Annotated in this window: 17 protein-coding genes; 6 read left to right on the top strand and 11 right to left on the bottom strand. The window is 73.4% G+C overall.

Going from position 1 to position 19,873, the window contains the following annotated elements; translation table 11 throughout:
- Positions 1-184: 184 nt before the first annotated feature.
- Positions 185-1,252 carry a C40 family peptidase gene (locus ACZ4U1_RS22665; RefSeq protein ID WP_467905714.1) on the top strand — a complete coding sequence of 356 codons (1,068 nt, stop codon included), beginning with the start codon at positions 185-187 and terminating at the stop codon, positions 1,250-1,252.
- Between the two features lie 39 nt (positions 1,253-1,291).
- Here the strand turns inward: ACZ4U1_RS22665 and ACZ4U1_RS22660 are convergent, their stop codons facing one another.
- Together ACZ4U1_RS22660 and ACZ4U1_RS22655 are read right to left on the bottom strand one after the other, a co-directional pair.
- The gene (locus ACZ4U1_RS22660) at positions 1,292-2,035 is read right to left on the bottom strand and encodes a LuxR C-terminal-related transcriptional regulator (RefSeq protein ID WP_467905467.1); all 744 of its coding nucleotides are present in this window, start codon (positions 2,033-2,035) and stop codon (positions 1,292-1,294) included.
- On the bottom strand, positions 2,032-3,321 hold the full coding sequence (locus ACZ4U1_RS22655; protein WP_467905466.1) for an ATP-binding protein: 1,290 nt from the start codon (positions 3,319-3,321) through the stop codon (positions 2,032-2,034). Before ACZ4U1_RS22655 ends, ACZ4U1_RS22660 begins: the two co-directional genes overlap by 4 nt.
- Positions 3,322-3,543: 222 nt before the next feature.
- Between ACZ4U1_RS22655 and ACZ4U1_RS22650 the strand changes: the two genes are divergently transcribed.
- Complete coding sequence (locus ACZ4U1_RS22650) at positions 3,544-4,986, top strand: PspC domain-containing protein (protein ID WP_467905465.1); 1,443 nt, start codon at positions 3,544-3,546, stop codon at positions 4,984-4,986.
- Positions 4,973-5,188: a hypothetical protein gene (locus ACZ4U1_RS22645; RefSeq protein ID WP_467905464.1), complete on the top strand. Its 216-nt coding sequence runs from the start codon at positions 4,973-4,975 to the stop codon at positions 5,186-5,188. Before ACZ4U1_RS22650 ends, ACZ4U1_RS22645 begins: the two co-directional genes overlap by 14 nt.
- Here ACZ4U1_RS22645 and ACZ4U1_RS22640 read toward each other — a convergent pair.
- The 3 genes from ACZ4U1_RS22640 to ACZ4U1_RS22630 all read right to left on the bottom strand — a co-directional run bounded on the left by ACZ4U1_RS22640 (position 5,179) and on the right by ACZ4U1_RS22630 (position 8,306).
- Positions 5,179-5,703, bottom strand: a complete 525-nt coding sequence (locus ACZ4U1_RS22640) for a DoxX family membrane protein (RefSeq protein WP_467905463.1) — start codon at positions 5,701-5,703, stop codon at positions 5,179-5,181. The two genes, ACZ4U1_RS22645 and ACZ4U1_RS22640, sit on opposite strands and share 10 nt — an antisense overlap.
- A 245-nt stretch (positions 5,704-5,948) precedes the next feature.
- On the bottom strand, positions 5,949-7,229 hold the full coding sequence (locus ACZ4U1_RS22635; protein ID WP_467905462.1) for a hypothetical protein: 1,281 nt from the start codon (positions 7,227-7,229) through the stop codon (positions 5,949-5,951).
- A gap of 282 nt (positions 7,230-7,511) precedes the next feature.
- Positions 7,512-8,306: a class II aldolase/adducin family protein gene (locus tag ACZ4U1_RS22630; RefSeq protein WP_467905461.1), complete on the bottom strand. Its 795-nt coding sequence runs from the start codon at positions 8,304-8,306 to the stop codon at positions 7,512-7,514.
- Between the two features lie 139 nt (positions 8,307-8,445).
- On the opposite strand from ACZ4U1_RS22630, the gene ACZ4U1_RS22625 reads away from it, so the two are divergent.
- Complete coding sequence (locus tag ACZ4U1_RS22625) at positions 8,446-8,922, top strand: pyridoxamine 5'-phosphate oxidase family protein (RefSeq protein WP_467905460.1); 477 nt, start codon at positions 8,446-8,448, stop codon at positions 8,920-8,922.
- An 18-nt stretch (positions 8,923-8,940) separates the two neighbouring features.
- Here the strand turns inward: ACZ4U1_RS22625 and guaA are convergent, their stop codons facing one another.
- The gene (gene guaA, locus ACZ4U1_RS22620) at positions 8,941-10,521 is read right to left on the bottom strand and encodes a glutamine-hydrolyzing GMP synthase (RefSeq protein WP_467905459.1); all 1,581 of its coding nucleotides are present in this window, start codon (positions 10,519-10,521) and stop codon (positions 8,941-8,943) included.
- A gap of 283 nt (positions 10,522-10,804) precedes the next feature.
- Between guaA and ACZ4U1_RS22615 the strand changes: the two genes are divergently transcribed.
- Positions 10,805-11,098, top strand: a complete 294-nt coding sequence (locus ACZ4U1_RS22615) for a chorismate mutase (protein ID WP_467905458.1) — start codon at positions 10,805-10,807, stop codon at positions 11,096-11,098.
- Positions 11,099-11,694: 596 nt separating this feature from the next.
- Here ACZ4U1_RS22615 and ACZ4U1_RS22610 read toward each other — a convergent pair.
- The 4 genes from ACZ4U1_RS22610 to ACZ4U1_RS22595 all read right to left on the bottom strand — a co-directional run bounded on the left by ACZ4U1_RS22610 (position 11,695) and on the right by ACZ4U1_RS22595 (position 17,229).
- Positions 11,695-13,473 (bottom strand): GMC family oxidoreductase N-terminal domain-containing protein, encoded by a 1,779-nt coding sequence (locus ACZ4U1_RS22610; RefSeq protein ID WP_467905456.1) that lies wholly within the window; start codon positions 13,471-13,473, stop codon positions 11,695-11,697.
- A 77-nt stretch (positions 13,474-13,550) separates the two neighbouring features.
- Positions 13,551-15,164 (bottom strand): succinic semialdehyde dehydrogenase, encoded by a 1,614-nt coding sequence (locus tag ACZ4U1_RS22605; protein ID WP_467905454.1) that lies wholly within the window; start codon positions 15,162-15,164, stop codon positions 13,551-13,553.
- 151 nt (positions 15,165-15,315) lie between these two features.
- The gene (locus ACZ4U1_RS22600) at positions 15,316-16,269 is read right to left on the bottom strand and encodes a serine/threonine-protein kinase (protein ID WP_467905452.1); all 954 of its coding nucleotides are present in this window, start codon (positions 16,267-16,269) and stop codon (positions 15,316-15,318) included.
- A gap of 45 nt (positions 16,270-16,314) precedes the next feature.
- Entirely contained in the window at positions 16,315-17,229 is a 915-nt protein-coding gene (locus ACZ4U1_RS22595) for an MBL fold metallo-hydrolase (protein WP_467905451.1), read from the bottom strand.
- 71 nt (positions 17,230-17,300) lie between these two features.
- Between ACZ4U1_RS22595 and ACZ4U1_RS22590 the strand changes: the two genes are divergently transcribed.
- The gene (locus ACZ4U1_RS22590; protein WP_467905450.1) at positions 17,301-18,212 is read left to right on the top strand and encodes an AraC family transcriptional regulator; all 912 of its coding nucleotides are present in this window, start codon (positions 17,301-17,303) and stop codon (positions 18,210-18,212) included.
- Here ACZ4U1_RS22590 and ACZ4U1_RS22585 read toward each other — a convergent pair.
- On the bottom strand, positions 18,199-19,824 hold the full coding sequence (locus tag ACZ4U1_RS22585; RefSeq protein WP_467905448.1) for a serine/threonine-protein kinase: 1,626 nt from the start codon (positions 19,822-19,824) through the stop codon (positions 18,199-18,201). The genes ACZ4U1_RS22590 and ACZ4U1_RS22585 overlap by 14 nt on opposite strands.
- Between the last annotated feature and the right edge of the window lie 49 nt (positions 19,825-19,873).

Below are 19,873 nucleotides of genomic sequence, written 5' to 3'. Positions count from 1 at the left end.
CCCCGCCCCCCTCCCCCCCTCCCCCTCCCCCCCTCCCCCCACCCCCCCCCCCCCCCCCCCCCCCCCCCCCCCCCCCCCCCCCCAAAAAACCCCCCCCCCCCCCCCCCCCCCCCCCCCCCCCCCCCCCCCGGGGCGTACTGACCGCTCGGTCGTACGAGTCGTACGGAAGGACGTGACGGTCCAGGTGGCAGCCCACCGCAAGCCCCCGCAACGCCCGCTCAGCGGCCACACGGCCCGGACAGCCGCCACGCTCGCCCTGGCGGGCGCGGCCACCGCGACGGCGTTCGACGGGACGGGACACGCCGAGCCGCAGCTGACGCCGACGCAGGTGAAAGCCAAGGTGGACACGTTGTACCGGGAGGCCGAGGCCGCCACCGAGAAGTACAACGGGACGAAGGAGAAGGCGGACGCGGCCCAGCAGCGGCTGACCGCGCTCCAGGACGAGGCCGCCCGCAGGCAGACGAAGCTCAACTCGGCCCGGGAGGCGCTCGGTTCCTTCGCGGCGGCGCAGTACCGGGACGGCGGCATCGACCCGGCCTGGCAACTGGCCCTCTCCAGCGACCCGGACCGGTACCTGGACGGTGCCGCGTTCGCCGAGCGCGCCGGTGACCGGCAGGCCGCCGCGGTCTCGCGGGTGCGCCAACAGCTGCGGGAGATCGAGCGGTTGCGCGGTGCCGCGCGCATCGAGCTGAAGTCGCTGCGGTCACGGCAGGCGGAGCTGAACCGGCAGAAGAAGACCGTCACCGGCAAGCTGGACGAGGCCCGGCGGCTGCTGACGCGGCTGACTCCGCGGCAGCGGACGGAGATCACCGGTGCGGGCGGCACGGGCGGCGCACACGTGTCCCGGTCGGCCGCGGGCCCACGGGAGCCCTTGGAACGGGCCGGCTCCGTCCCGGCGCCCACCGCACGCGCGGCGGCGGCCGTCGCCTACGCCTACGGCAAGCTCGGCAGCCCCTATGTGTGGGGCGCGACCGGTCCGAACGCCTTCGACTGCTCGGGCCTGGTCCAGGCCGCCTACCGCTCCGCCGGCATCTCCCTGCCGCGCACCACCTACGCCCAGATCAACGCGGGCCGGCGGGTCTCCCGCTCCGAACTCCAGCCGGGGGACCTGGTGTTCTTCTACTCCGGGATCAGCCACGTCGGCATCTACGTGGGCAACGGGCAGATGATCCACGCCCCGAACCCCTCGGCACCGGTGCGCCTGGCCCCGATCGACCAGATGCCGTTCGCGGGAGCGACCAGGGTGGCGTGAGGGTCCGGTGCGGGCTGGGCGCGGGCGGGCCCGTAGGGGTCAGACCAGTCGGCGTGCGGTCGCCCAGCGGGTCAGCTCGTGCCGGTTGGACAGCTGGAGCTTGCGCAGCACCGCCGAGACATGGGACTCGACCGTCTTCACCGAGATGTACAGCTGCTTGGCGATCTCCTTGTAGGCATAGCCACGGGCGATCAGCCGCAGCACCTCGCGCTCCCGCTGGGTGAGACGGTCCAGATCCTCGTCCACCGGCGGGGCGTCGGTGGAGGCGAAGGCGTCCAGGACGAACCCGGCCAGCCGCGGGGAGAAGACGGCGTCGCCCTCCTGGACGCGGAAGATCGAGTCGATCAGGTCGGTGCCGGTGATGGTCTTGGTGACATAGCCCCGGGCGCCGCCGCGGATCACCCCGATCACGTCCTCCGCCGCGTCCGACACGGACAGCGCGAGGAAACGGACCGGCTGCTCGGGGTCCGTCATCAACGCCGCGCACCGGCGCAGCACTTCGACCCCGCCGCCGCCCGGCAGATGGACGTCGAGCAGGACCACCTCGGGCCGGGTGGCGGTGATGACCGTGACCGCCTGGTCGACGTCCGCGGCCTCGCCGACCACCTCGACCCCGGTCTCGGCGGTCTGGCCGATCTCGGCCTGGACGCCGGTGCGGAACATCCGGTGGTCGTCCACGAGCACCACCCGTACGTGCCGCCCGCCCGCGCCGCCGTCGGGCCGGCCGGACTCCGCCGCCTCCGCCGCTCCCGCCGTGCCGTTCGCCTCGGTCGCGTCGCTCATGACGTCTTCTCCGCCCTCTCCATCTCCAGCTCGACCTCGGTGCCGCCGCCCGGCACCGCCCGCAGCCGGGCCGTGCCGCCGTTGCGCTCCATGCGGCCGATGATCGATTCTCTGACACCCATGCGGTCGGCGGGTATCGCGTCGAGGTCGAAGCCGGGGCCGCGGTCCCGCACGGACACGAAGACCGTCTTCCCCTCGACTTCGGCGTAGACCTGTACGGCACCGCCCTCGCCACCGTACTTGGCGGCGTTCACCATCGCCTCGCGCGCGGCCTGCATCTGCGCGCTGGTCTTCTCGTCGAGCGGGCAGTCACCGACGATCACGACCTCGATGGGTACGCCGTGCTTGTCCTCCACCTCGGCGGCGTTGCGCCGCACCGCCTCGGCGACCGTGTCCGGCTCGTCGGCCTCGTCCTTGCCGGTGCCCTCCGGCTTGTAGAGCCAGGTGCGCAGGTCGCGTTCCTGGGCGCGGGCGAGGCGGCGCACCTCTCCGGCGTTGTCCGCGTTGCGCTGGATCAGGGTGAGGGTGTGCAGCACGGAGTCGTGGACATGGGCGGCGACCTCGGCGCGCTCCTGGGCGCGGATGCGCATCAGCCGCTCCTCGGACAGGTCCTGGGTCATGCGGACCAGGTAGGGGCCGGCGAGCAGGGTGATGCCGACGAGGACGGCGAGCGCGGCCTGCAGGACCGCGCCCAGGTGGGCTGCGGAGCCCTGGAGGACGAAGATGGCGGTCACACCGGCCGTGACGAGCAGGACGCCGCCGGCCGCGCGGAGCAGGGTGAGGGTGCGGCGCCGGCGGCCGGCCTCGACCCAGCGGGCCCGGCGGGCGTTGTCCGCCTGCCGCCAGACGAGGGCGACACCGGCCGCGACGAGCACGGCGGGCACCAGATACGCCTTGGCCGCGCTGCCCAGGTTGACGCTGCCCACGAACACCATGGACACGATGACCATGAGGAGCAGGGCGACGATCTGGCCCCGGTCCGGCTTGCGCGCCACCAGTCTGCGGCGGCCGTCCGGAGAGGTCTCCGTGCCCACCAGCGAGGGCTTCTGGCCGCCGACGCCGCCGACGCCGAGCGGGACGAAGAACCAGAACGCGGCGTACAGCAGCGCTCCGAGTCCGTCGGCCATGAACAGGCCGGCGAAGACGAGCCGCACCCAGACGACGGGCAGCCCGAGATGCCCGGCGAGGCCCCGCGCCACTCCGCCGAGCCAGCGTCCGTCGCTGCTGCGGTAGAGCTTGCGCGGCGGCCGCGGGTCGTCGAGTGGCAGGCTTGCGGCTTCCGGCATGCCAACGATGGTCACACGGCAGGGCGGACGGAGCATCAGGGTCGGTCCCCGAGACGCCCCTGATCTTCCGCCGGGGCCGCTTGCGGGTGGGCGGGCCGGCCGGTGTTCCGCGGCGGTCCGTGCCGGTCGAACGCTTCCCCGCCCCGTCTCAGGGCCGATTTCAGGGTCGGCCCAGGGTCGTCCCGACTGCCGCGGCGGCGGCCGGGCCGTCACCATGGACGCATGACGGATCACGAGCACGCCGCGACGGGTCCGGGACCCGGCCCCGGCCCGCGCCCGGCCCCGGGCACCGGGCCGACGGATGCCGCGCCCGCCGCGACGGAGGAGACGGGAGCGGCCGGCACCGGCACGCACTCCCCCACCGACGAGCCCGGGCAGCAGGAGGGCGCCGGGGTTTCCGACCGGTTCCGGCGCGACCGCGGACACAAGATGATCGCGGGCGTGTGCGCGGGACTGGGCCGGCAGACCGACATGGACCCGGTGATCTTCCGGATCACGCTGGCCGTGCTGTCCGCGACCGGCGGCCTGGGCCTCATCTTCTACGGCTTCGCCTGGCTCCTGGTGCCGTACGGGGACGAGGAGGAGAACGAGCTGCGCAAGCTCTTCACGGGCCGGGTCGACGGCCAGGCGCTGGCCGCCGTGCTGTTCGCGCTGGTCGGCTGCGGGATCTTCCTGACCATGCTGAAGAACGGCGGGGTGCTGGCGTTCGCCACGGTGCTCTCGCTGCTGCTCGCGGGCGCGGGGTACTGGTCGCGGCGCCGTGGCGCCCCCGACCCGGATCCGCTGGCCGCGCAGGCCGCCGCCGACGCCCCGCCGGAGGCCCAGGCTCCGCCGGTGGTCACCACCTACCCCTCGTGGTGGCGGGACCCGATCGTCAAGGACGGCACCCATGTCGGCGGGACCGGCTATCTGTGGGGGCCGGGCGATGCCCGCGAGCGGGACCTGACCTCGGTCGTGGACGTCGGCATCGCCACCCCGTGGACGCACCACGGGTGGACACAGCCGCCGCACGCCGCGCCCCCGAGACCGCGCGGCCCGCGCTGGATCGGCGGCTGGGTGTTCCTCATAGCCCTGCTGGCGGGCGGCCTGGGCGCGGGGACCGGCTGGCACACGCAGCCGCTGGGCACCAGCCTGCAGACCGGTCTGGCGTGCGCGCTGGCGGTGTTCGGGCTGGGCATCACGCTCAGCGCGGTCCTGGGCCGGACCGGAGCCGGGACGGTGTTCCTGGCCCTGCTCACCGCGGCGCTGCTGGCCGGGGCGGCGGCCCTGCCCCGGGACATCACCACCGACTGGCGGGAGACGTCCTGGAAGCCGGCCGCGGCGGCCCAGGTGCGGTCCGCGTACGACCTCGGCACAGGTCGGGGCACCCTCGATCTGACCCGGGTGCACCCGGCGAGGGGGCAGACGGTCCCGACGGACGTCCGGGTGGGCGCGGGAGAGCTGAAGGTGGTCGTGCCGGCGGACGCGAGGGTGCGGATGAGCATCGATGTGGGGGTGGGCGACATCCGGTTGCCCGGGGACAGCGGAAAGGACGTGGATGTGCGGCCGGGCAGGCACCAGGAGGTGACGCTGGCGCCGGCCGAGGGCGCCGGGAGGGCCGGCACGCTCGATCTCACGCTCGGCGTCGGAGTGGGACAGGTGGAGGTCAGCCGTGCTGCGTCATGAGTTCCAGCCCGGGAAGCTGGTCGCCGGGCTCTTCCTCACCGCCACCGCTGCGGTCTACGCGGGGGACGCGGGCGGTCTGTGGGACACCCCGTGGTTCGTGGCGGTGCCGCTGGTCGTGGGCGGGCTCTGTCTGGCCGGGGCCACGGCCGCGCTGGCCCGGGGGATACGCAGACGGGGCGGTGCGGAGGGCGGTCAGCGGTAGCCGCCGGCCCGGCGCCGGGACCGCCAGGCCGCGTCCACGGAGAGGTAGGGGGCGCCGGCGAGGACCAGGGGGAGCCAGGCCATCAGGTAGGCGAGGTCGTTGCCGTAGTAGTAGGGGGTGGTCGCCCAGCTCATCGTCAGCCAGAGGCTGAGCGAGATCAGCGCGCCGCCGAGGGCGGCCAGCCGGCCGAGCAGCCCGAGCAGGGTGCCGAGGCCGACGGCCAGTTCACCGAGGGCGATGCCGTAGCCGAAGCCGACCGGGCTCTTCAGGGCCAGGTCGACCAGGGCCGGGATGGCGGCGGAGTCGCGGGCCGCGCGCATGGTCTCGCCGATCGAACCGGTGCCGCCGGACTGCATGAACGCGCTGTCGGTGAGCTTGTCCAGGCCGGCGTAGACGAAGGTGACGCCCAGGAAGAGGCGCAGCGGCAGCAGGGCGTAGTGGGCGGCGGTGTCCCGCCAGGTGCGGGGGCTGCTCAGCCCGGTGATGTGTGTCTCCGTCCGCATGCCGTGAGTCATCGCTGCAGCCGCCTCTCGCCCGCCGTGCCCCCTCGATTGACCATACGTATGACGAAGGGGACAGGTTCAATCCTCTCCGGATGATTCTCCGGATTTCGCCACCTGACGCGAGCGGCGGGCGGCAGGCGGCTCATCGTAGGTGAGGAAGGGACCGTCTCCCCGACCGCTCCTCCGGCACCCGGTCGCTCACCCCGTCACCCGGTCGCTCACCCCGTCACCGGTCGCTCACCCCGTCACCCGGTCGCTCACTCCGTCACCTGGACGATGCACCGGTTGGTCGCCACGCCGGCCGCGGTCACCACCTGGACCTCGACCGCGCCCGGCTCCACCTCGGCCGGTACGGGGACGGTCAGGGTGTTGTCCGTGGGGTTGCGGAAGCCGCCGGTGACGGGGACCAGGGGGACGTGGACGTCCACCGCGCCGATGCGGACGACCGTGCGGGAGAGCCGGTCGGCGGTCTGGGCGCCGGGCGGGACGAAGCCGCTGCCGCGGATCTCGATGTCGTCACCGGTGCGGATCGGGCCGTCCAGGTCGCCGGGTTCGCGGGCACGGACCACCGAGAGGATCACCGGCCGGCCGCCCTCGGCGTACTTGCCGGCCAGGTAGGTCGCGGCCGAGATCAGCACGACCACGGCCAGGCCCCAGGGCAGGTCGGGCAGTCGGTCGGGACGGCGGGCCAGCCGGACGGCGGCGAACAGCAGGGCGACGGCGCTGATGGCGACGTACTGGATGTCGGCGAAGGCGCCCCGGCCGGAGTCGTCGGTGAGCAGGTCGGCGGCGCGCGGGCGGTGGGCCGGGATCTTCTGCAGCCGCTGGGCGAGGACGCGCAGGCCCACCACCCGGCGGACCAGGACGGCGATACCGCATACCACGGCGAGGACGGTGACCACGCCCGCGCCGCGCGCGAGATCGAGGCCGGAGATCAGCGCGTCGCGTTCGGCGTGGCCGGAGGCGGCGGCGAGGCGGGCGGCCAGCAGCAGGACGGCGTACCCGACGAACAGCACCCAGCAGGCGGCGACGGTACGGGAGGTGGACATGCGGTTGTCCTCGCCGATGACCGGTGCGAGCGCTCCGCCGCGCGCCCGGTGGAGGAAGCAGGCGGCGGTGAGGGCACCGGCGACGGCCAGCGCGGCGAGCAGGGCCGCGGTGCGGGCGCCCGTCCAGCCCGCGCCGATCGCGGTGAGCGCCTCGGTGAGCAGCAGTGCGGTGACCGCGCCCCACACGGCGCACACCGTCCGCAGCCAGAGCCGGGCGAGCCAGGCCGCGCCCTCGGCCCGCCCCTGTTCGGCGACGGCCTCGGCCCGCTGGGTCAGTTCCTCGGAGACCCACTGGCGGGACGCCGAGGCGGAGTGCGCCACGGCCGTCGGCAGCCCTCGGCCGGCGGCGAACTCGTCGCGCCGGCGCAGGAACGCGGCGACGGCCCGCCGGTGTCCCTCCCGGGCGCCGTGCGGGCAGTCCCCGCAGGTGCAGCCGCCCTGGTGGACGCCCTCGGAACCCGTGTCCCTTCTCGCCTCCTGCACCGCCACGCCCGACGCCCGCCTTCCCCACGACCCACGACCCACGACCTGCCGATCCGGCCGTCGGCACCGCGGTGCGCACGACGGCCGGGCAACTCCCCTGTGCTGCCAGCGAATTGTGCCCTACGTCGGGCCCTTCGGGGCGGCCGGACGGGGTCACCGGGGGTGAAGCGGGGACCGCCGTGTTGACGCGGCCGCGCGGATCTCCGTACCGCCGGCCCGGTCCGCCGACCCGGTCCGCCGACCCGGTCCGGCGGGCCGGGGCGGCCGGCCGGGGCGGCGGCGGGGGGGTCAGCTGAGCAGGTCCGGTTCGCTGCGGCTGATGTCCTGCCACAGCGGCTGGTAGTTGATCCAGGCCACCAGGTCGCCGCCGAGTTGCTCGCGGGTGGCGACGGCGAGTTTGTGGTCGATCAGGACCGGGCGGCCCGCCGCCTTCGCCAGCAGCTGCACCTGGCAGGACCGGTCCAGGGAGAGAAACCACCAGGCCGCCGCGTCCACCGAGTCGCCGACGGTGAGCAGCCCGTGGTTGCGCAGCACCAGCGCCTTGCGGGAGCCCAGCGCGGCGGCGATCCGGCGGCCCTCCTCGGCGTCCACGGTGACGCCGGTGTAGGCGTCGTAGAGGGCGAGGTCCTCGTAGAAGGCGCAGCTCTCCTGCGTGATGGGGTCGATGAGGTCGCCGAGGGCGGCGAGGGCGCGGCCGTGCACGGAGTGGCAGTGGGCGACGGCGACCACGTCGGGCCGGGCGGCGTGCACCTGGGCGTGCACGGTGAACGCGGCCTGGTTGACGTGGTAGCGGCCCTCGACGACCTGCCCGTCCTGGTTGACGAGGACCAGGTCGCCGACGGTGACGTGCTTGAACGGCATGCCGAACGGGTTGACCCAGAAGCAGTCGCTGAACTCCGGGTCCCGGGCCGTGATGTGTCCCGACACCCCGTCCTCGAAGCCGGCCCGCCCGAAGATCCGCAGGGCGCCCGCGAGCCGCTCCTTGCGGTGCCGGCGCTCGTCCTCGACCGACTCGTGCATCGGCGGCATGGCGAACCGCAGCCGGTCGGTGGGCAGCGGCAGGGGCGGGTTGGGCCCGTGCATAGATCCTCCCGTACGGGGATTGCGGTACGGCCGGAAGGTACCGTCGGGCAGCGGAAAAAGGCAGAGCCGTGCTGTAAAGATGCCGTGCACTGCGCATACCCGACAGAAGATGTCGGGATTCCCGGGGAGAGTGATCCTCATGACCCCTGTGAACTGGGCGGCCTTCGGCACCGCCGCGCCCGAACTGGCGAAGACCGCGGAAGAGCGCTTCGGCGCCTACCGGCACCACGTCCTCGCGACCCTCCGCAAGGACGGCTCGCCCCGCACCTGCGGGATCGAGGTCCGCTTCCTGGGCGGGGAGCTGTGGCTCGGCATGATGCCGCACTCCCGCAAGGCCCTCGACCTGCGCCGCGACCCGCGTTTCACGCTCCAGGCCAATCCCGGCGACGGCACGGGCATGGGCGGTGGCGACGTCCGGATCGGCGGACGGGCGTACGAGGTCGAGGACGGCGAGGCCAGGGCCGCGTACGTGAAAGAGGTGGAACCGCCGCAGCCGTTCCACCTCTTCCGCACCGAGCTGACGGAGGTCGTACGGACCTACGTCGAGGATGACACGTATCTGGTCACCCAGGTCTGGAGGCCCGGAGAGCCGGTGCGCGCTCTCAAGCGGACGTGACCTTCACACGCGGGAGGACTACTCCCACTCGATCGTGCCCGGGGGCTTGCTCGTCACGTCGAGGACGACCCGGTTGACGTCACGGACCTCGTTGGTGATGCGGGTGGAGATCCTCCCCAGCACGTCGTACGGCAGGCGCGACCAGTCGGCCGTCATCGCGTCCTCGGAGGAGACCGGGCGCAGGACGATCGGGTGGCCGTAGGTGCGGCCGTCGCCCTGGACGCCCACACTGCGGACATCGGCGAGCAGGACCACCGGGCACTGCCAGATGTCGCGGTCCAGACCGGCCGCGGTCAGCTCCTCGCGGGCGATGGCGTCGGCCTCGCGGAGCAGGTCCAGCCGCTCCTTGGTGACCTCGCCGACGATACGGATGCCCAGGCCGGGGCCGGGGAAGGGCTGGCGCTGGACGATCTCCTCGGGCAGGCCCAGCTCCTGGCCGACCATCCGGACCTCGTCCTTGAACAGCTTGCGCAGCGGCTCGATCAGCTTGAACTCGAGGTCCTCGGGCAGACCGCCGACGTTGTGGTGCGACTTGATGTTCGCGGTACCGGTGCCGCCGCCGGACTCGACCACGTCCGGGTAGAGGGTGCCCTGGACCAGGAACTCGACGGCCGGGCCCTCGTCGGCGATGATCTCGGCCTGCGCCTGTTCGAAGACGCGGATGAACTCCCGGCCGATGATTTTGCGCTTCTCCTCGGGGTCGGTGACCCCGGCCAGCGCCTTGAGGAAGCGCTCCTCGGCGTCGACGACCTTCAGCTGGACGCCGGTGGCCGCGACGAAGTCCTTCTCGACCTGCTCGGTCTCGCCCTTGCGCATCAGGCCGTGGTCGACGTACACGCAGGTCAGCTGGGAGCCGATGGCCTTCTGGACGAGGGCGGCGGCCACGGCGGAGTCCACGCCGCCGGACAGGCCGCAGATCGCGCGCTTGTCGCCGACCAGCTCGCGGATGGCCTCGACCTGCTCCTCGATCACGTTGCCGGTGGTCCAGTTCGGCTTGAGGCCGGCACCGCGGTAGAGGAAGTGCTCCAGCACCTGCTGGCCGTGCGTGGAGTGCATGACCTCGGGGTGGTACTGGACGCCGTAGAGCTTCTTGTCGTCGTTCTCGAAGGCGGCGACCGGGACGACGTCCGTGGACGCGGTCACCGTGAAGCCCTCGGGAGCGGCGGAGCAGGCGTCGCCGTGCGACATCCACACGTGCTGCTCGTCCGGGGTGCCCTCGAAGAGGGTGGAGGAGTTCCTGGAGACGTGCAGATCGGTGCGGCCGTACTCGCGGGCGCCGGTGTTGTCGACGGTGCCGCCGAGGCTCTGCGCCATGAGCTGGAAGCCGTAGCACATGCCGAAGACGGGGACGCCGGCCTCGAAGATCGCACGGTCGAGGGTGGGGGCGCCCTCCTCGTACACGGACGAGGGGCCGCCGGAGAGGATGATCGCCGCGGGCTTCTTGGCGAGCATGTCGGCGACCGGCATGGTGCTGGGCACGATCTCGCTGTAGACCCGCGCCTCGCGGACGCGACGGGCGATGAGCTGGGCGTACTGCGCGCCGAAGTCGACGACCAGGACGGTGTCGGGGGTGGCGGCAGACTGGGTCGCTGATGACACGGGGTGCCTTGCCTTCCGGCGGATCGGGCGGGGGTCTGTGCTTCCGATTCTACGGGGTGGGCGGGACACCTCCGAGGGAAGCCGCCGTGGCATACTGAGCCCATGCTCCAGCACTCGATCTTCGTCTTTACCTATGGCACCCGGCCCGCCGGCTGCCATGGTCGTGCTGCTTGAGCGAACCGCCAAGCGACTTCCCAGGCGCCCCGGGCCGACAAGGCCCGGGGCGCCTGTCGTTTTCCGGGCCGTGCCGTTCCGGGGCACTCATCACCCCGAGGAGCCCCACATGACCACCACCGCACCCAAGACCGCACAGGAGACCGCCCCCGGCACCGCGCCGGAAGCGGTCATCGCCGGCGCCCGTGAGCGCATCGACGCGCTCGACGACCGGATCATCGGTCTCATCCAGGAGCGGATGGCCGTCTCCGCCGTCGTCCAGCAGACCCGGATCGCCTCCGGCGGGCGCCGGGTGCACCTCTCCCGTGAGATGGAGATCCTCGCCCGCTACCGGGACGCCCTCGGCAAGCCCGGCACCGCCCTGGCCATGAGCCTGCTGGAGCTGAGCCGGGGTCGTATCTGAGTTCGGTCCCGCTCTCACCCGTACGGCGCCGTGACCGGCCCGCGCACCGCTTCGTTGAGGGGGGTGTCCGTGCCAGCCAGGGGCGGGCCCGAGAGAACCACGCGTGGCTCGCTGGAGCGATGAGGCGTACGGGTCGTGCCGTACGCCGTGGGACCTCGCTCCAGGAAGTGACCGGACGGCAGGGGACAGCAGCCCGGTCACCCAAGAGAACGGCCGGCTCCGGGGACGCCCGGGGCCGGCCGGCGGAAAACTGCAGACAGGCCACAGGGCACACGAACAAGCGGCGCAATCCCCCGGCGCCGCTCCCGGGCACCGGCGCTGCCCTGACGCCGGTGCTGACCGAGAGAAGGGCCCCGCGGCCTCTCCGCCCCGCGGGGCCCTTCGTCATGCCCGCGGCCCGCGGCCCCCTCGTCGACGCGCCTCCGATGCGACTCGCCCCCGATGCGACTCGCCCCCGATGTGACTCGCCTCACACGAGAATCCCGGGCATCCGGAGCAACCCTTCACGCTTTTCGCTGATCAAACCTGCCGGATCAAGAAACGGTGAGAGGGACCTGCCTTCGGAGGGGGAGGCAGGTCCCTCTCTGCCGTTCCGGTCACTTCTTCGGCGGTACCGCCGGCATCCCCAGGAACGGCAGCCGCAGCGCGCCGAACGCGTCCGCCGGGACGGCCGGGGCCTGGGGCTCGACGGGCTTCAGCCGCTCGTACGCCGCTCCCGGCGCCGGCCGCGGGTCCTCCTCGCCCTTGTTCGGCCAGAACGACATCGCCCGCTCGGCCTGCGCGGTGATCGTCAGCGAGGGGTTCACGCCCAGGTTCGCCGAGACCGCGGCGCCGTCCACGACCGAGATGCCGGGATGGCCGTAGAGCCGGTGGTACGGGTCGATCACGCCGGTCTCCGGGGAGTCGCCGATGGGGCAGCCGCCGAGGAAGTGCGCGGTGAGCGGGGTGCCCATCAGCTCGCCGACGTTGCTGCCGGCGAAGCCGTTGATCTCGGCGGCGAGCGCGGAGGCGGCCTCGGTGGCGGCCTTGATCTGCTTGGGGTTCGGGGCCCCGTGTCCCTGCCGCGCGGTCAGCAGGCCCTTGCCGACGCCGCCGGGCTTCAGACAGGTGGTCAGCGAGTTGTCCAGGGACTGCATGACCAGGCCGATGATGGTCCGCTCCGACCAGCGCCGGTTGGACAGCGAGCGGGCGACCAGCACCGGGTGCCGGGCCGCGTTCGCCAGCCAGGCGAGGACGCGCGAGGAGCCCTCGGCGTAGGGCACCTGGAGGATGGACAGGCCGCCCATCGCGTTGGAGCCCTTGCCGTAGCGGACCGGCTCGATGTGGGTGTTCTCGTCGGGGTGGATCGAGGACGTGATGGCGACGCCCTGCGTGAAGTCGGCCTTCGGCGCGCCGGTCGCCCTGCGGTAGCGGCGGTTGTCGGTCTGCGCGCCGACCAGCGCCTCGGAGTTGGTGCGGGTCAGGTCGCCGAGCCGGGCGGACAGGTACGGCAGCTGGCCGCCGGCCTTCATGCGGTGCAGCAGGGTCTGGGTGCCGTAGGTGCCGGCCGCGAGGACCACCCGGCGGGCGGTGAAGAGCCGGCCCTCGCCCTTCCTCTTCCGGTCCGTCGGCAGGGTCGCCACCGCGTAGCCGCCGCGCGAGTCGTCGGTGACGGACACGACGGTCGTCATGGGGTGGACGACGGCACCCGCCTTCTCGGCGAGGTACAGGTAGTTCTCGTTGAGGGTGTTCTTCGCGCCGTGCCGGCAGCCGGTCATGCACTCGCCGCACTCGGTGCAGGCCTTGCGGTCGGGTCCGGCCCCGCCGAAGTACGGGTCGTTCACCTGCTCGCCCGGCCGTGCCTTCGTCTTCCCGTGGGCGTCCTTGCCGTCGCCGAAGAAGACGCCGACCGGGGCCAGGTGGAAGGTGTCGCCGACGCCCATCCGCTGGGCCGCCGCCTTCAGGTGGACGTCGGAGGGGGTCATGGTGGGGTTGAGCCGGACGCCGAGCATGCGCTGGGCCTGGTCGTAGTACGGCTTCAACTCCTCCTGCCAGTCGGTGATGTGGCGCCACTGGGGGTCGTCGAAGAACGCCTTCGGCGGTACGTAGAGGGTGTTGGCGTAGTTGAGCGAGCCGCCGCCGACGCCCGCGCCGGCCAGCACCATGACGTTGCCCAGCAGGTGGATGCGCTGGATGCCGAACATGCCGAGTTTCGGGGCCCAGAGGTAGTTCTTCAGGTCCCAGGAGTTCCTGGGCAGCGACGAGCGGGTGAAGCGGCGGCCGGCTTCGAGCACACCGACCCGGTATCCCTTCTCGGTCAGGCGCAGGGCGGACACCGAGCCGCCGAAGCCGGAGCCGACGATCAGGACGTCGTAGTCGTAGGCGTCTTGCGGCACGGGTGTCTCCTCGTCGAGTTTCGCGTGCGGGCCGTCTGTGGCTGGTCGCGCGGTTCCCCGCGCCCTTTCAGGGCGCATCACCTGAACCGGAAAGCCTTCATCAGGCGCAGACTCGTGCTCATGAAGCGGGCGTACGCCTCGTCCGTCATCCCCAGCGACGGCGCCATCGGCAGCAGCCGCTGCTGGGCCACCGTCTGGGCCTCGGTGTACTTGAGGATGCCCTCGGAGCCGTGACGGCGGCCGAGGCCGGAGTCCTTCATGCCGCCCATCGGGGACTGGACGCTGCCGTAGGCGGGGGCGTAGCCCTCGTTGACGTTGACGGTGCCGGTGCGCAGGCGGGCGGCGACGTCCCGGCCGCGGCGGGCGTTCGTCGTCCAGACGGAGGAGTTCAGGCCGTACGGCGTGGCGTTGGCGCGCTCGATCGCCTCGTCGTCGCTCTGGAAGCGGTAGACGGACACGACCGGGCCGAAGGTCTCCTCCTCGCACACGGACATGGACGACTCGACGCCGTCCAGGATGGTCGGCTCGAAGAAGTAGGGGCCGATGTCCGGCCGGGCGACCCCGCCCGCGATCACCTTCGCGCCCTTGGCGACGGCCTCCTCGACATGCCGCCGCACGGTCGTCAGCTGGCGTTCGCCGACCAGCGAGCCCATGTCGGCACCGTAGGCGAGGGAGTTGCCGAGGCGCATGGCCCTGGTGCGGGCGGCGAAGCGCTCCAGGAAGGCGTCGGCGACGGACTCGTGGACGTAGAGCCGCTCGATGGAGATGCAGAGCTGGCCGGCGGAGGAGAAGCAGGCGCGTACGGCGCCGGCGGCGGCCTTCTCGATGTCGGCGTCGTCGAGGACCAGCATGGCGTTCTTGCCGCCGAGTTCGAGGGACACGCCGACCAGGCGGGAGGCGGCGCCGACGGCGACCTCGCGGCCGGTGCGGGTGGAGCCGGTGAAGGAGACGTAGTCGGCGTGCTTGACCAGCTCCGGGCCGACGACCGGTCCCTCGCCGAGCACGACCTGGAAGACGCCCTCGGGCAGCCCCGCCTCGATGAGCAGGTCACGGGCCCACAGCGCGGTGAGGCAGGTCTCCGTGTCCGGCTTCATCACGACGGCGTTGCCGGCGACGAAAGCGGGCAGGGCGTCGCCGACGGACAGCTCCAGCGGGTAGTTCCAGGGGGCGATCTGGCCCACGACCCCGCGCGGGTGGCGGAGTTCGGTGACCTTCGTCAGGGTCGGCATGGCGCCCGCGTGCCGCTTGGCCCTCAGGTACGCGGCGGCCCGGCGGCCGTAGTGGCGGGCCGCGACGGCGACGGCCTGCACCTCCTCGTGCGCGTGCAGGCGGGCCTTGCCGGTCTCCAGCTGGATCAGGTCCAGGACCTCGGCCTGCCGCTGGAGCACCAGGTCGTGGAAGCGGAGCAGGACGGCGGCGCGTTGCCGGACCGGGGTCCTCTCCCACACGGTCTGGGCGGCGCGGGCCGCCTCGAAGGCCTTGCCGACGTCCTCCGGGGTGGACTCGGGCAGGTCGGCCAGTTTCTCGCCGGTGAACGGGGTGTGGTTGGCGGTGCGGCCGGAGCCGACGATGCCCTTGGTGAGCTGGGCCACCAACTCCGGGGTGACCACGTCGGCGGCGGTGCGGGCGCCTTCCGGGGCGGGCGCGAGCGGGTTGGTACCGGCGATGTCCGGGGCCTGCGTGTCCGTCATGACGCGCAGGGTATGCCGCGGCGGAGCCTTTGTGTACCCGTCGGTAACGGGGATTCACGGACCGCTCACACACTGCCAGTGATCACTGGCAGCGAATGCGCTGATCAGGGCGTTGAGAGCGACGCGGGGAGGGAGACGCGGGAAGGGGCGATCAGTCGGCCTCGGTCTTCCGGGCGAGGAGCAGGCCGAGGGCGGTGAGAGGGGTGCGGCGGGGTGCCGGCGCGGGCTCGGGGAGCGGGTCGGCGGCCGGGGACCCGGACGCGGGGAGCGGGTCGGCGGCCGGCGGGCCGGGCGCGGGCACAGGTCCCGGGTCGGCGGCCGGGGGGCCGGGCTCGCGCGCCGGTTCCGGTACGGCGGTGAGCCCCAGGTGGTCCCGGAGCACGGCCTCGGCCTCCGCCGCGTCCGGCCGCGCCGCCGGATCGTCGGCCTGGAGCCGGTCCAGCAGGGGCCCCAGCGAACCCAGCGAACCGGGATCGGCGTCCCCCACGGCGGCACGCAGCAGCGCGCCCAGGGACCACAGATCGCAGGCCGGGCCCGCGCCGGGCCCCGCCGCCACCTCCGGAGCGACGAAGCCGGCCGGCGCGTCCTCCGCGTGCCCGTCGCCGATGCCGAAGTCGGTGAGGACGACCCGCCCGGTACCGGACTCCAGCAGGACGTTGGCCGGCTTGACGTCCCGGTGCACGATGCCGACGGCGTGGGCGGCGCGCAGCGCGCCGAGCACCGCGAGTCCGATGCGCGCGGCCTCGGCCGCCGGGAGCGGACCGCGCCGCAGCACCTCGCGCAGGGACTCGCCGGGCACCAGCTCCATCACGATCCAGGGCAGGCCGGCCTCGGTGACGACGTCGTACACCGTCACCGCCGAGGGGTGCCGCACCCGGGTGGCGGCCCGGGCCTCGTGGTGCAGCCGGTGCGCGATGCGCCGGCTCTCCTCGTCGTCGGCCGGATCGCCGGGCAGCAGCGGCTCCTTGACGGCGACCAGTCCCTCCCCCTGCTCGTCCCGGGCGCGCCACACGGTCCCGGCCGGCCCGGACCCGAGGCGCCCGGCCAGCCGGTACCGGCCGCCGATCAGACGTGCGTCGGGCGGGTGTTCGCCGTCTTCGGTCATGTCCCATGAGTACCGTGCGCACCGCGCCCTTGTCGAAGCGAGCCGCTAACGAAGAGCAGCGGCGGCCCACCGGTGCAGGCTGAAACCGTGCGGTGCCCCGCGCACCTCCACCGCACCGGCCCCGCCGAAGTGGGCCGGCACCACCAACGCCCGCTCCTCGGCGGCCCGTTCCAGCACCCCGCGCCGGGTCCGGGCGGCCTGCGCCGGGTCGAGGCAGAAACAGCTGCTGCACTCGGGCCGCAGGATCTGCACCGGGCTGTGCAGCAGGTCGCCGACGAACACCGCCCGTTCGCCGCCGGACTCCACGCGCAGGACGGCGGAGCCCGGAGTGTGCCCGGGCGCGGCCTCCAGCACGAGGTGCGCGTCGATCCGGTACGTGTCCTCCCACAGCACCGCCTGCCCGGCCCGGTGCACGGGCGCGACGCTGTCCTCGTAGACCAGCCGGTCCACCGGGCGCGTGCCGCCCGCGTAGCCGCCCGCCGGGCCGAAGTGGTGGTCGTCGGCGGCCGGGAGGAGATAGCGGGCGTGCGGGAAGGCGGGCACCCACTCGCCGCCGGCGTCCCGGGTGTTCCAGCCGACGTGGTCGGCGTGCAGATGGGTGTTGATCACGACGTCGACGTCCTCCGGCCGGACGCCGGCCCGTTCCAGCCGGTCCAGGAAGTCGCCCTGACGCCGGTGGAAGAGCGGATTCCCGGGGCGCTCGCGGCCGTTGCCGACACCGGTGTCGACCAGCACCGTCCGTCCGCCGGTCCGCAGCACCCAGGTCTGGAGCGCCACCACGGCCCGGTCCCCGTCCGCCTCCCGGTGCTCGGGGACGAGCTGCGCGGCATGGGCGTCCCACACCTCCCGCCCGCACTCCGGCACCAGGTCGGCGGCGGGCACGTACGGCCCCTGCCACTCGACGATGCGGAGCACCTCGACGTCGCCGATCAGGAAACTCTGTACGCGGTCATCGGTCATACCCAGGACCCTAGGGGCCGCTGGTGAGCGCCCCAATGCTTGATCAGCGCATCCGAATACGCTGTCGTCTCATGGATGTGGTCAGTGACGCGATCGCCGCGGTCCGGGTGGGCAGCCCCTCCTCCGACCGGCTGCGGGTGGCCGGGGCCTGGTGTGCCCGGCTGGCACCGTACGAGGGGGCGGGCTTCCATGTGGTCCTGAGCGGCTCCTGTCTGCTCGTACCGGACGGGGGCGGCACGCCGGTGGCGCTCGGCCCGGGGGACGTGGTGCTGCTTCCGCACGGCGCCGGGCACGTGCTGGCGCACGCGGCGGCGGAACCGGCCGAGGTGCGGCGGGCGGTGCCCTTCGAGAAGGTCCGGGACACGGACGTAGGGCGCGCGGGGCCCGGGCCCGAGGTGGAGCTGCTGTGCGGCAAGTACCGTCTCGACCGCAGCCGTACGCACCCGCTGATGGCGGAGCTGCCGCAGGTGGTGCACCTGCCGCACCGGGTCGGTGGCCACCCGGAACTGCGCGCGGCCGTCGACCTGTTGGCGGGCGAGCTGGCGGAACGCCGCCCGGGCGGCTGCCTCGCCCTGCCCAGCCTGCTGGACCTGCTGCTGGTCTACCTGGTCCGGGCCTGGATGGCCGAGGGCGGGACGGGCGCGTGGCCGGCGGTGCTGAACGACCCGGTGACCACGGCCGCGCTGCGCGCCCTGCACTCCGATCCGGCGGCGCCCTGGACGGCGGACCGCCTGGCCGCCGAGGCGGGCGTCTCCCGGGCCACCCTGGCCCGCCGCTTCACCGCCCTGGTCGGCCGGCCCCCGATGGCGTATCTGACCTGGTGGCGGCTGACCCTCGCGGCGACCCGGCTGCGTGAGACGGACGCGCCGCTCGCGGCGGTGGCCCGCGAGACGGGGTACGGCAGCCCGTACGCCCTCTCGCACGCGTTCAGCCGGGAGTTCGGGATCACCCCGGGGCGCTACCGCGCGCTCAGGGCTTCGTGATCTCCAGGTCGGCGATCGCCTTCTTCGCCACCTCCCGGCCGCGGGCGGTGAAGTCGCCCCGGGCCGGGTAGCCGACGGCCAGTTCGTACATGTTCCCGGACGTGGTGCGGTAGTAGAAGATCCGCAGTTCACGGGGGCGTTTCCGCTCGTCGTCGCCCGGATACAGAACCGTGTTCCCGGCGGCCTGCCGGCCGTGGTAGGTGGCCTCCGCGTCCGGGACCGTCTTCGTGGCCTCGCCCATGTCCAGCTCGTAGTCGCCACGGCTCTTGAACTGTTCGTTGTCGTCGTACATCTGGGCCCGCGCGCTGGACTTGATCCGGCCCAGGGAGTCGTCCGTCCTGCGGGCCAGGTGCAGACGGATCCATATGCCGCCGCTCAGGTCCTCGTACGTCACCCAGTGCTGGTCGCTGTCGTCCTTCTCGGGCCGGACGACCTGGTAGCCCGCGGGCACGGTCAGGGTGGCCCCGAGCGCGCTCTCCGGCTTCTTCACCCAGCTGTCGTGCGACGCGCCCGCGAAGGGGTCGGCGAGGACGAGGTACGCGGTGACGGCCGCCGCGACCGCCGCCGCGCCGGCGGCGAGCCGGACGACACGGCCCCGGCGGCGGGGACGCGGGCCCGGGCCGGGCGCGGTGACGGCCGTGGGGGCGGGCGGCGCCGGGGGCTTGGCCGCCTCCGTCAGCAGGGCGCGGACCCGGTCCGCCGTCGGGCGGTGCGCGGGGTCCTTGTGGAGCAGCCCGTTGATGACCTCGGCCAGCGGGCCGGAGGCGGACGCGGGCGGGGCCGGGACGGCGTTGAGGACGGACTGGAGGGTGGCCGGCGTGTTGCTGCGGCGGAACGGCGACACGCCCTCCGTCGCCGTGTACAGCACCACGCCCAGGGACCACAGGTCGCTCGCCGGTCCGGGCCGCTGCCCGAGCACCCGCTCCGGCGCGATGAACTCCGGGGAGCCGACGAAGCCGCCGGTGTCCGTCAGCCGCGTGTCGCCCTCGATCTGCGCGATGCCGAAGTCGGTGAGGACCACCCGGTCGTACCGGCCCAGCAGGATGTTCTCGGGCTTGACGTCGCGGTGCAGGACGCCCGCCGCGTGCGCCGCCTCCAGCGCGCCGAGCACCTCCAGACCGATCCTGGCCGCCTCCCGCGCGTCCAGCGTGCCGTCCCGCAGCACGCTGCCGAGGGTGCGGCCGTGCACCAGCTCCATCACGATCCACGGCCGGCCGTCGACCACCGCGACATCGTGCACGTTCACCACCGCGGGATGGTCGAGCCGCGCCGCCGCGCGGGCCTCGCGGCGCATCCGCTCGAAGGCGTTGGCCTGTTCCCGCTCGGGAAGGTGGTCCGGTACGCGGGGTTCCTTGACGGCGACCTCGCGGTCCACCACCTCGTCCTTGGCGCGCCACACCGTGCCCATGCCGCCGTGGCCCAGCTTGCCGAGCAGCCGGTAGCGGCCCGCGACCAGCCGCCCGGCGCCCGGGTCGGCAAAGGTCTCACCACCCGGCGCCGGTACCGACGCCGCCTGTGTCTGCGTCTGCGGTTCCGTGCGCGGTATGGGCGGTTGCAGAACAAAACTCGTCGTGTCGTCGGCCACGCGGCCGGCTCCCCCGTCACTGCTCATACGTCATCTTTATCGCGCGTCCGGTGTGCACAGCCACTTGGAGGGCGAA

The sequence above is a fragment of the Streptomyces sp. NPDC028928 genome (assembly GCF_055564915.1).
Note: the sequence above shows the minus strand (reverse complement) of the source record. Positions and strands in the feature narration are given on the sequence as shown.

Excerpts from the sequence above, each read along its gene's own strand:
- ACZ4U1_RS22660 (WP_467905467.1), bottom strand. The coding sequence starts at position 2,035 with ATGAGCGACGCGACCGAGGCGAACGGCACGGCGGGAGCGGCGGAGGCG.
- ACZ4U1_RS22655 (WP_467905466.1), bottom strand. The coding sequence starts at position 3,321 with ATGCCGGAAGCCGCAAGCCTGCCACTCGACGACCCGCGGCCGCCGCGC.
- ACZ4U1_RS22650 (WP_467905465.1), top strand. The coding sequence starts at position 3,544 with ATGACGGATCACGAGCACGCCGCGACGGGTCCGGGACCCGGCCCCGGC.
- ACZ4U1_RS22640 (WP_467905463.1), bottom strand. The coding sequence starts at position 5,703 with ATGACTCACGGCATGCGGACGGAGACACACATCACCGGGCTGAGCAGC.
- ACZ4U1_RS22630 (WP_467905461.1), bottom strand. The coding sequence starts at position 8,306 with ATGCACGGGCCCAACCCGCCCCTGCCGCTGCCCACCGACCGGCTGCGG.
- ACZ4U1_RS22625 (WP_467905460.1), top strand. The coding sequence starts at position 8,446 with ATGACCCCTGTGAACTGGGCGGCCTTCGGCACCGCCGCGCCCGAACTG.
- ACZ4U1_RS22615 (WP_467905458.1), top strand. The coding sequence starts at position 10,805 with ATGACCACCACCGCACCCAAGACCGCACAGGAGACCGCCCCCGGCACC.
- ACZ4U1_RS22605 (WP_467905454.1), bottom strand. The coding sequence starts at position 15,164 with ATGACGGACACGCAGGCCCCGGACATCGCCGGTACCAACCCGCTCGCG.
- ACZ4U1_RS22600 (WP_467905452.1), bottom strand. The coding sequence starts at position 16,269 with ATGACCGAAGACGGCGAACACCCGCCCGACGCACGTCTGATCGGCGGC.
- ACZ4U1_RS22595 (WP_467905451.1), bottom strand. The coding sequence starts at position 17,229 with ATGACCGATGACCGCGTACAGAGTTTCCTGATCGGCGACGTCGAGGTG.
- ACZ4U1_RS22590 (WP_467905450.1), top strand. The coding sequence starts at position 17,301 with ATGGATGTGGTCAGTGACGCGATCGCCGCGGTCCGGGTGGGCAGCCCC.
- ACZ4U1_RS22585 (WP_467905448.1), bottom strand. The coding sequence starts at position 19,824 with ATGAGCAGTGACGGGGGAGCCGGCCGCGTGGCCGACGACACGACGAGT.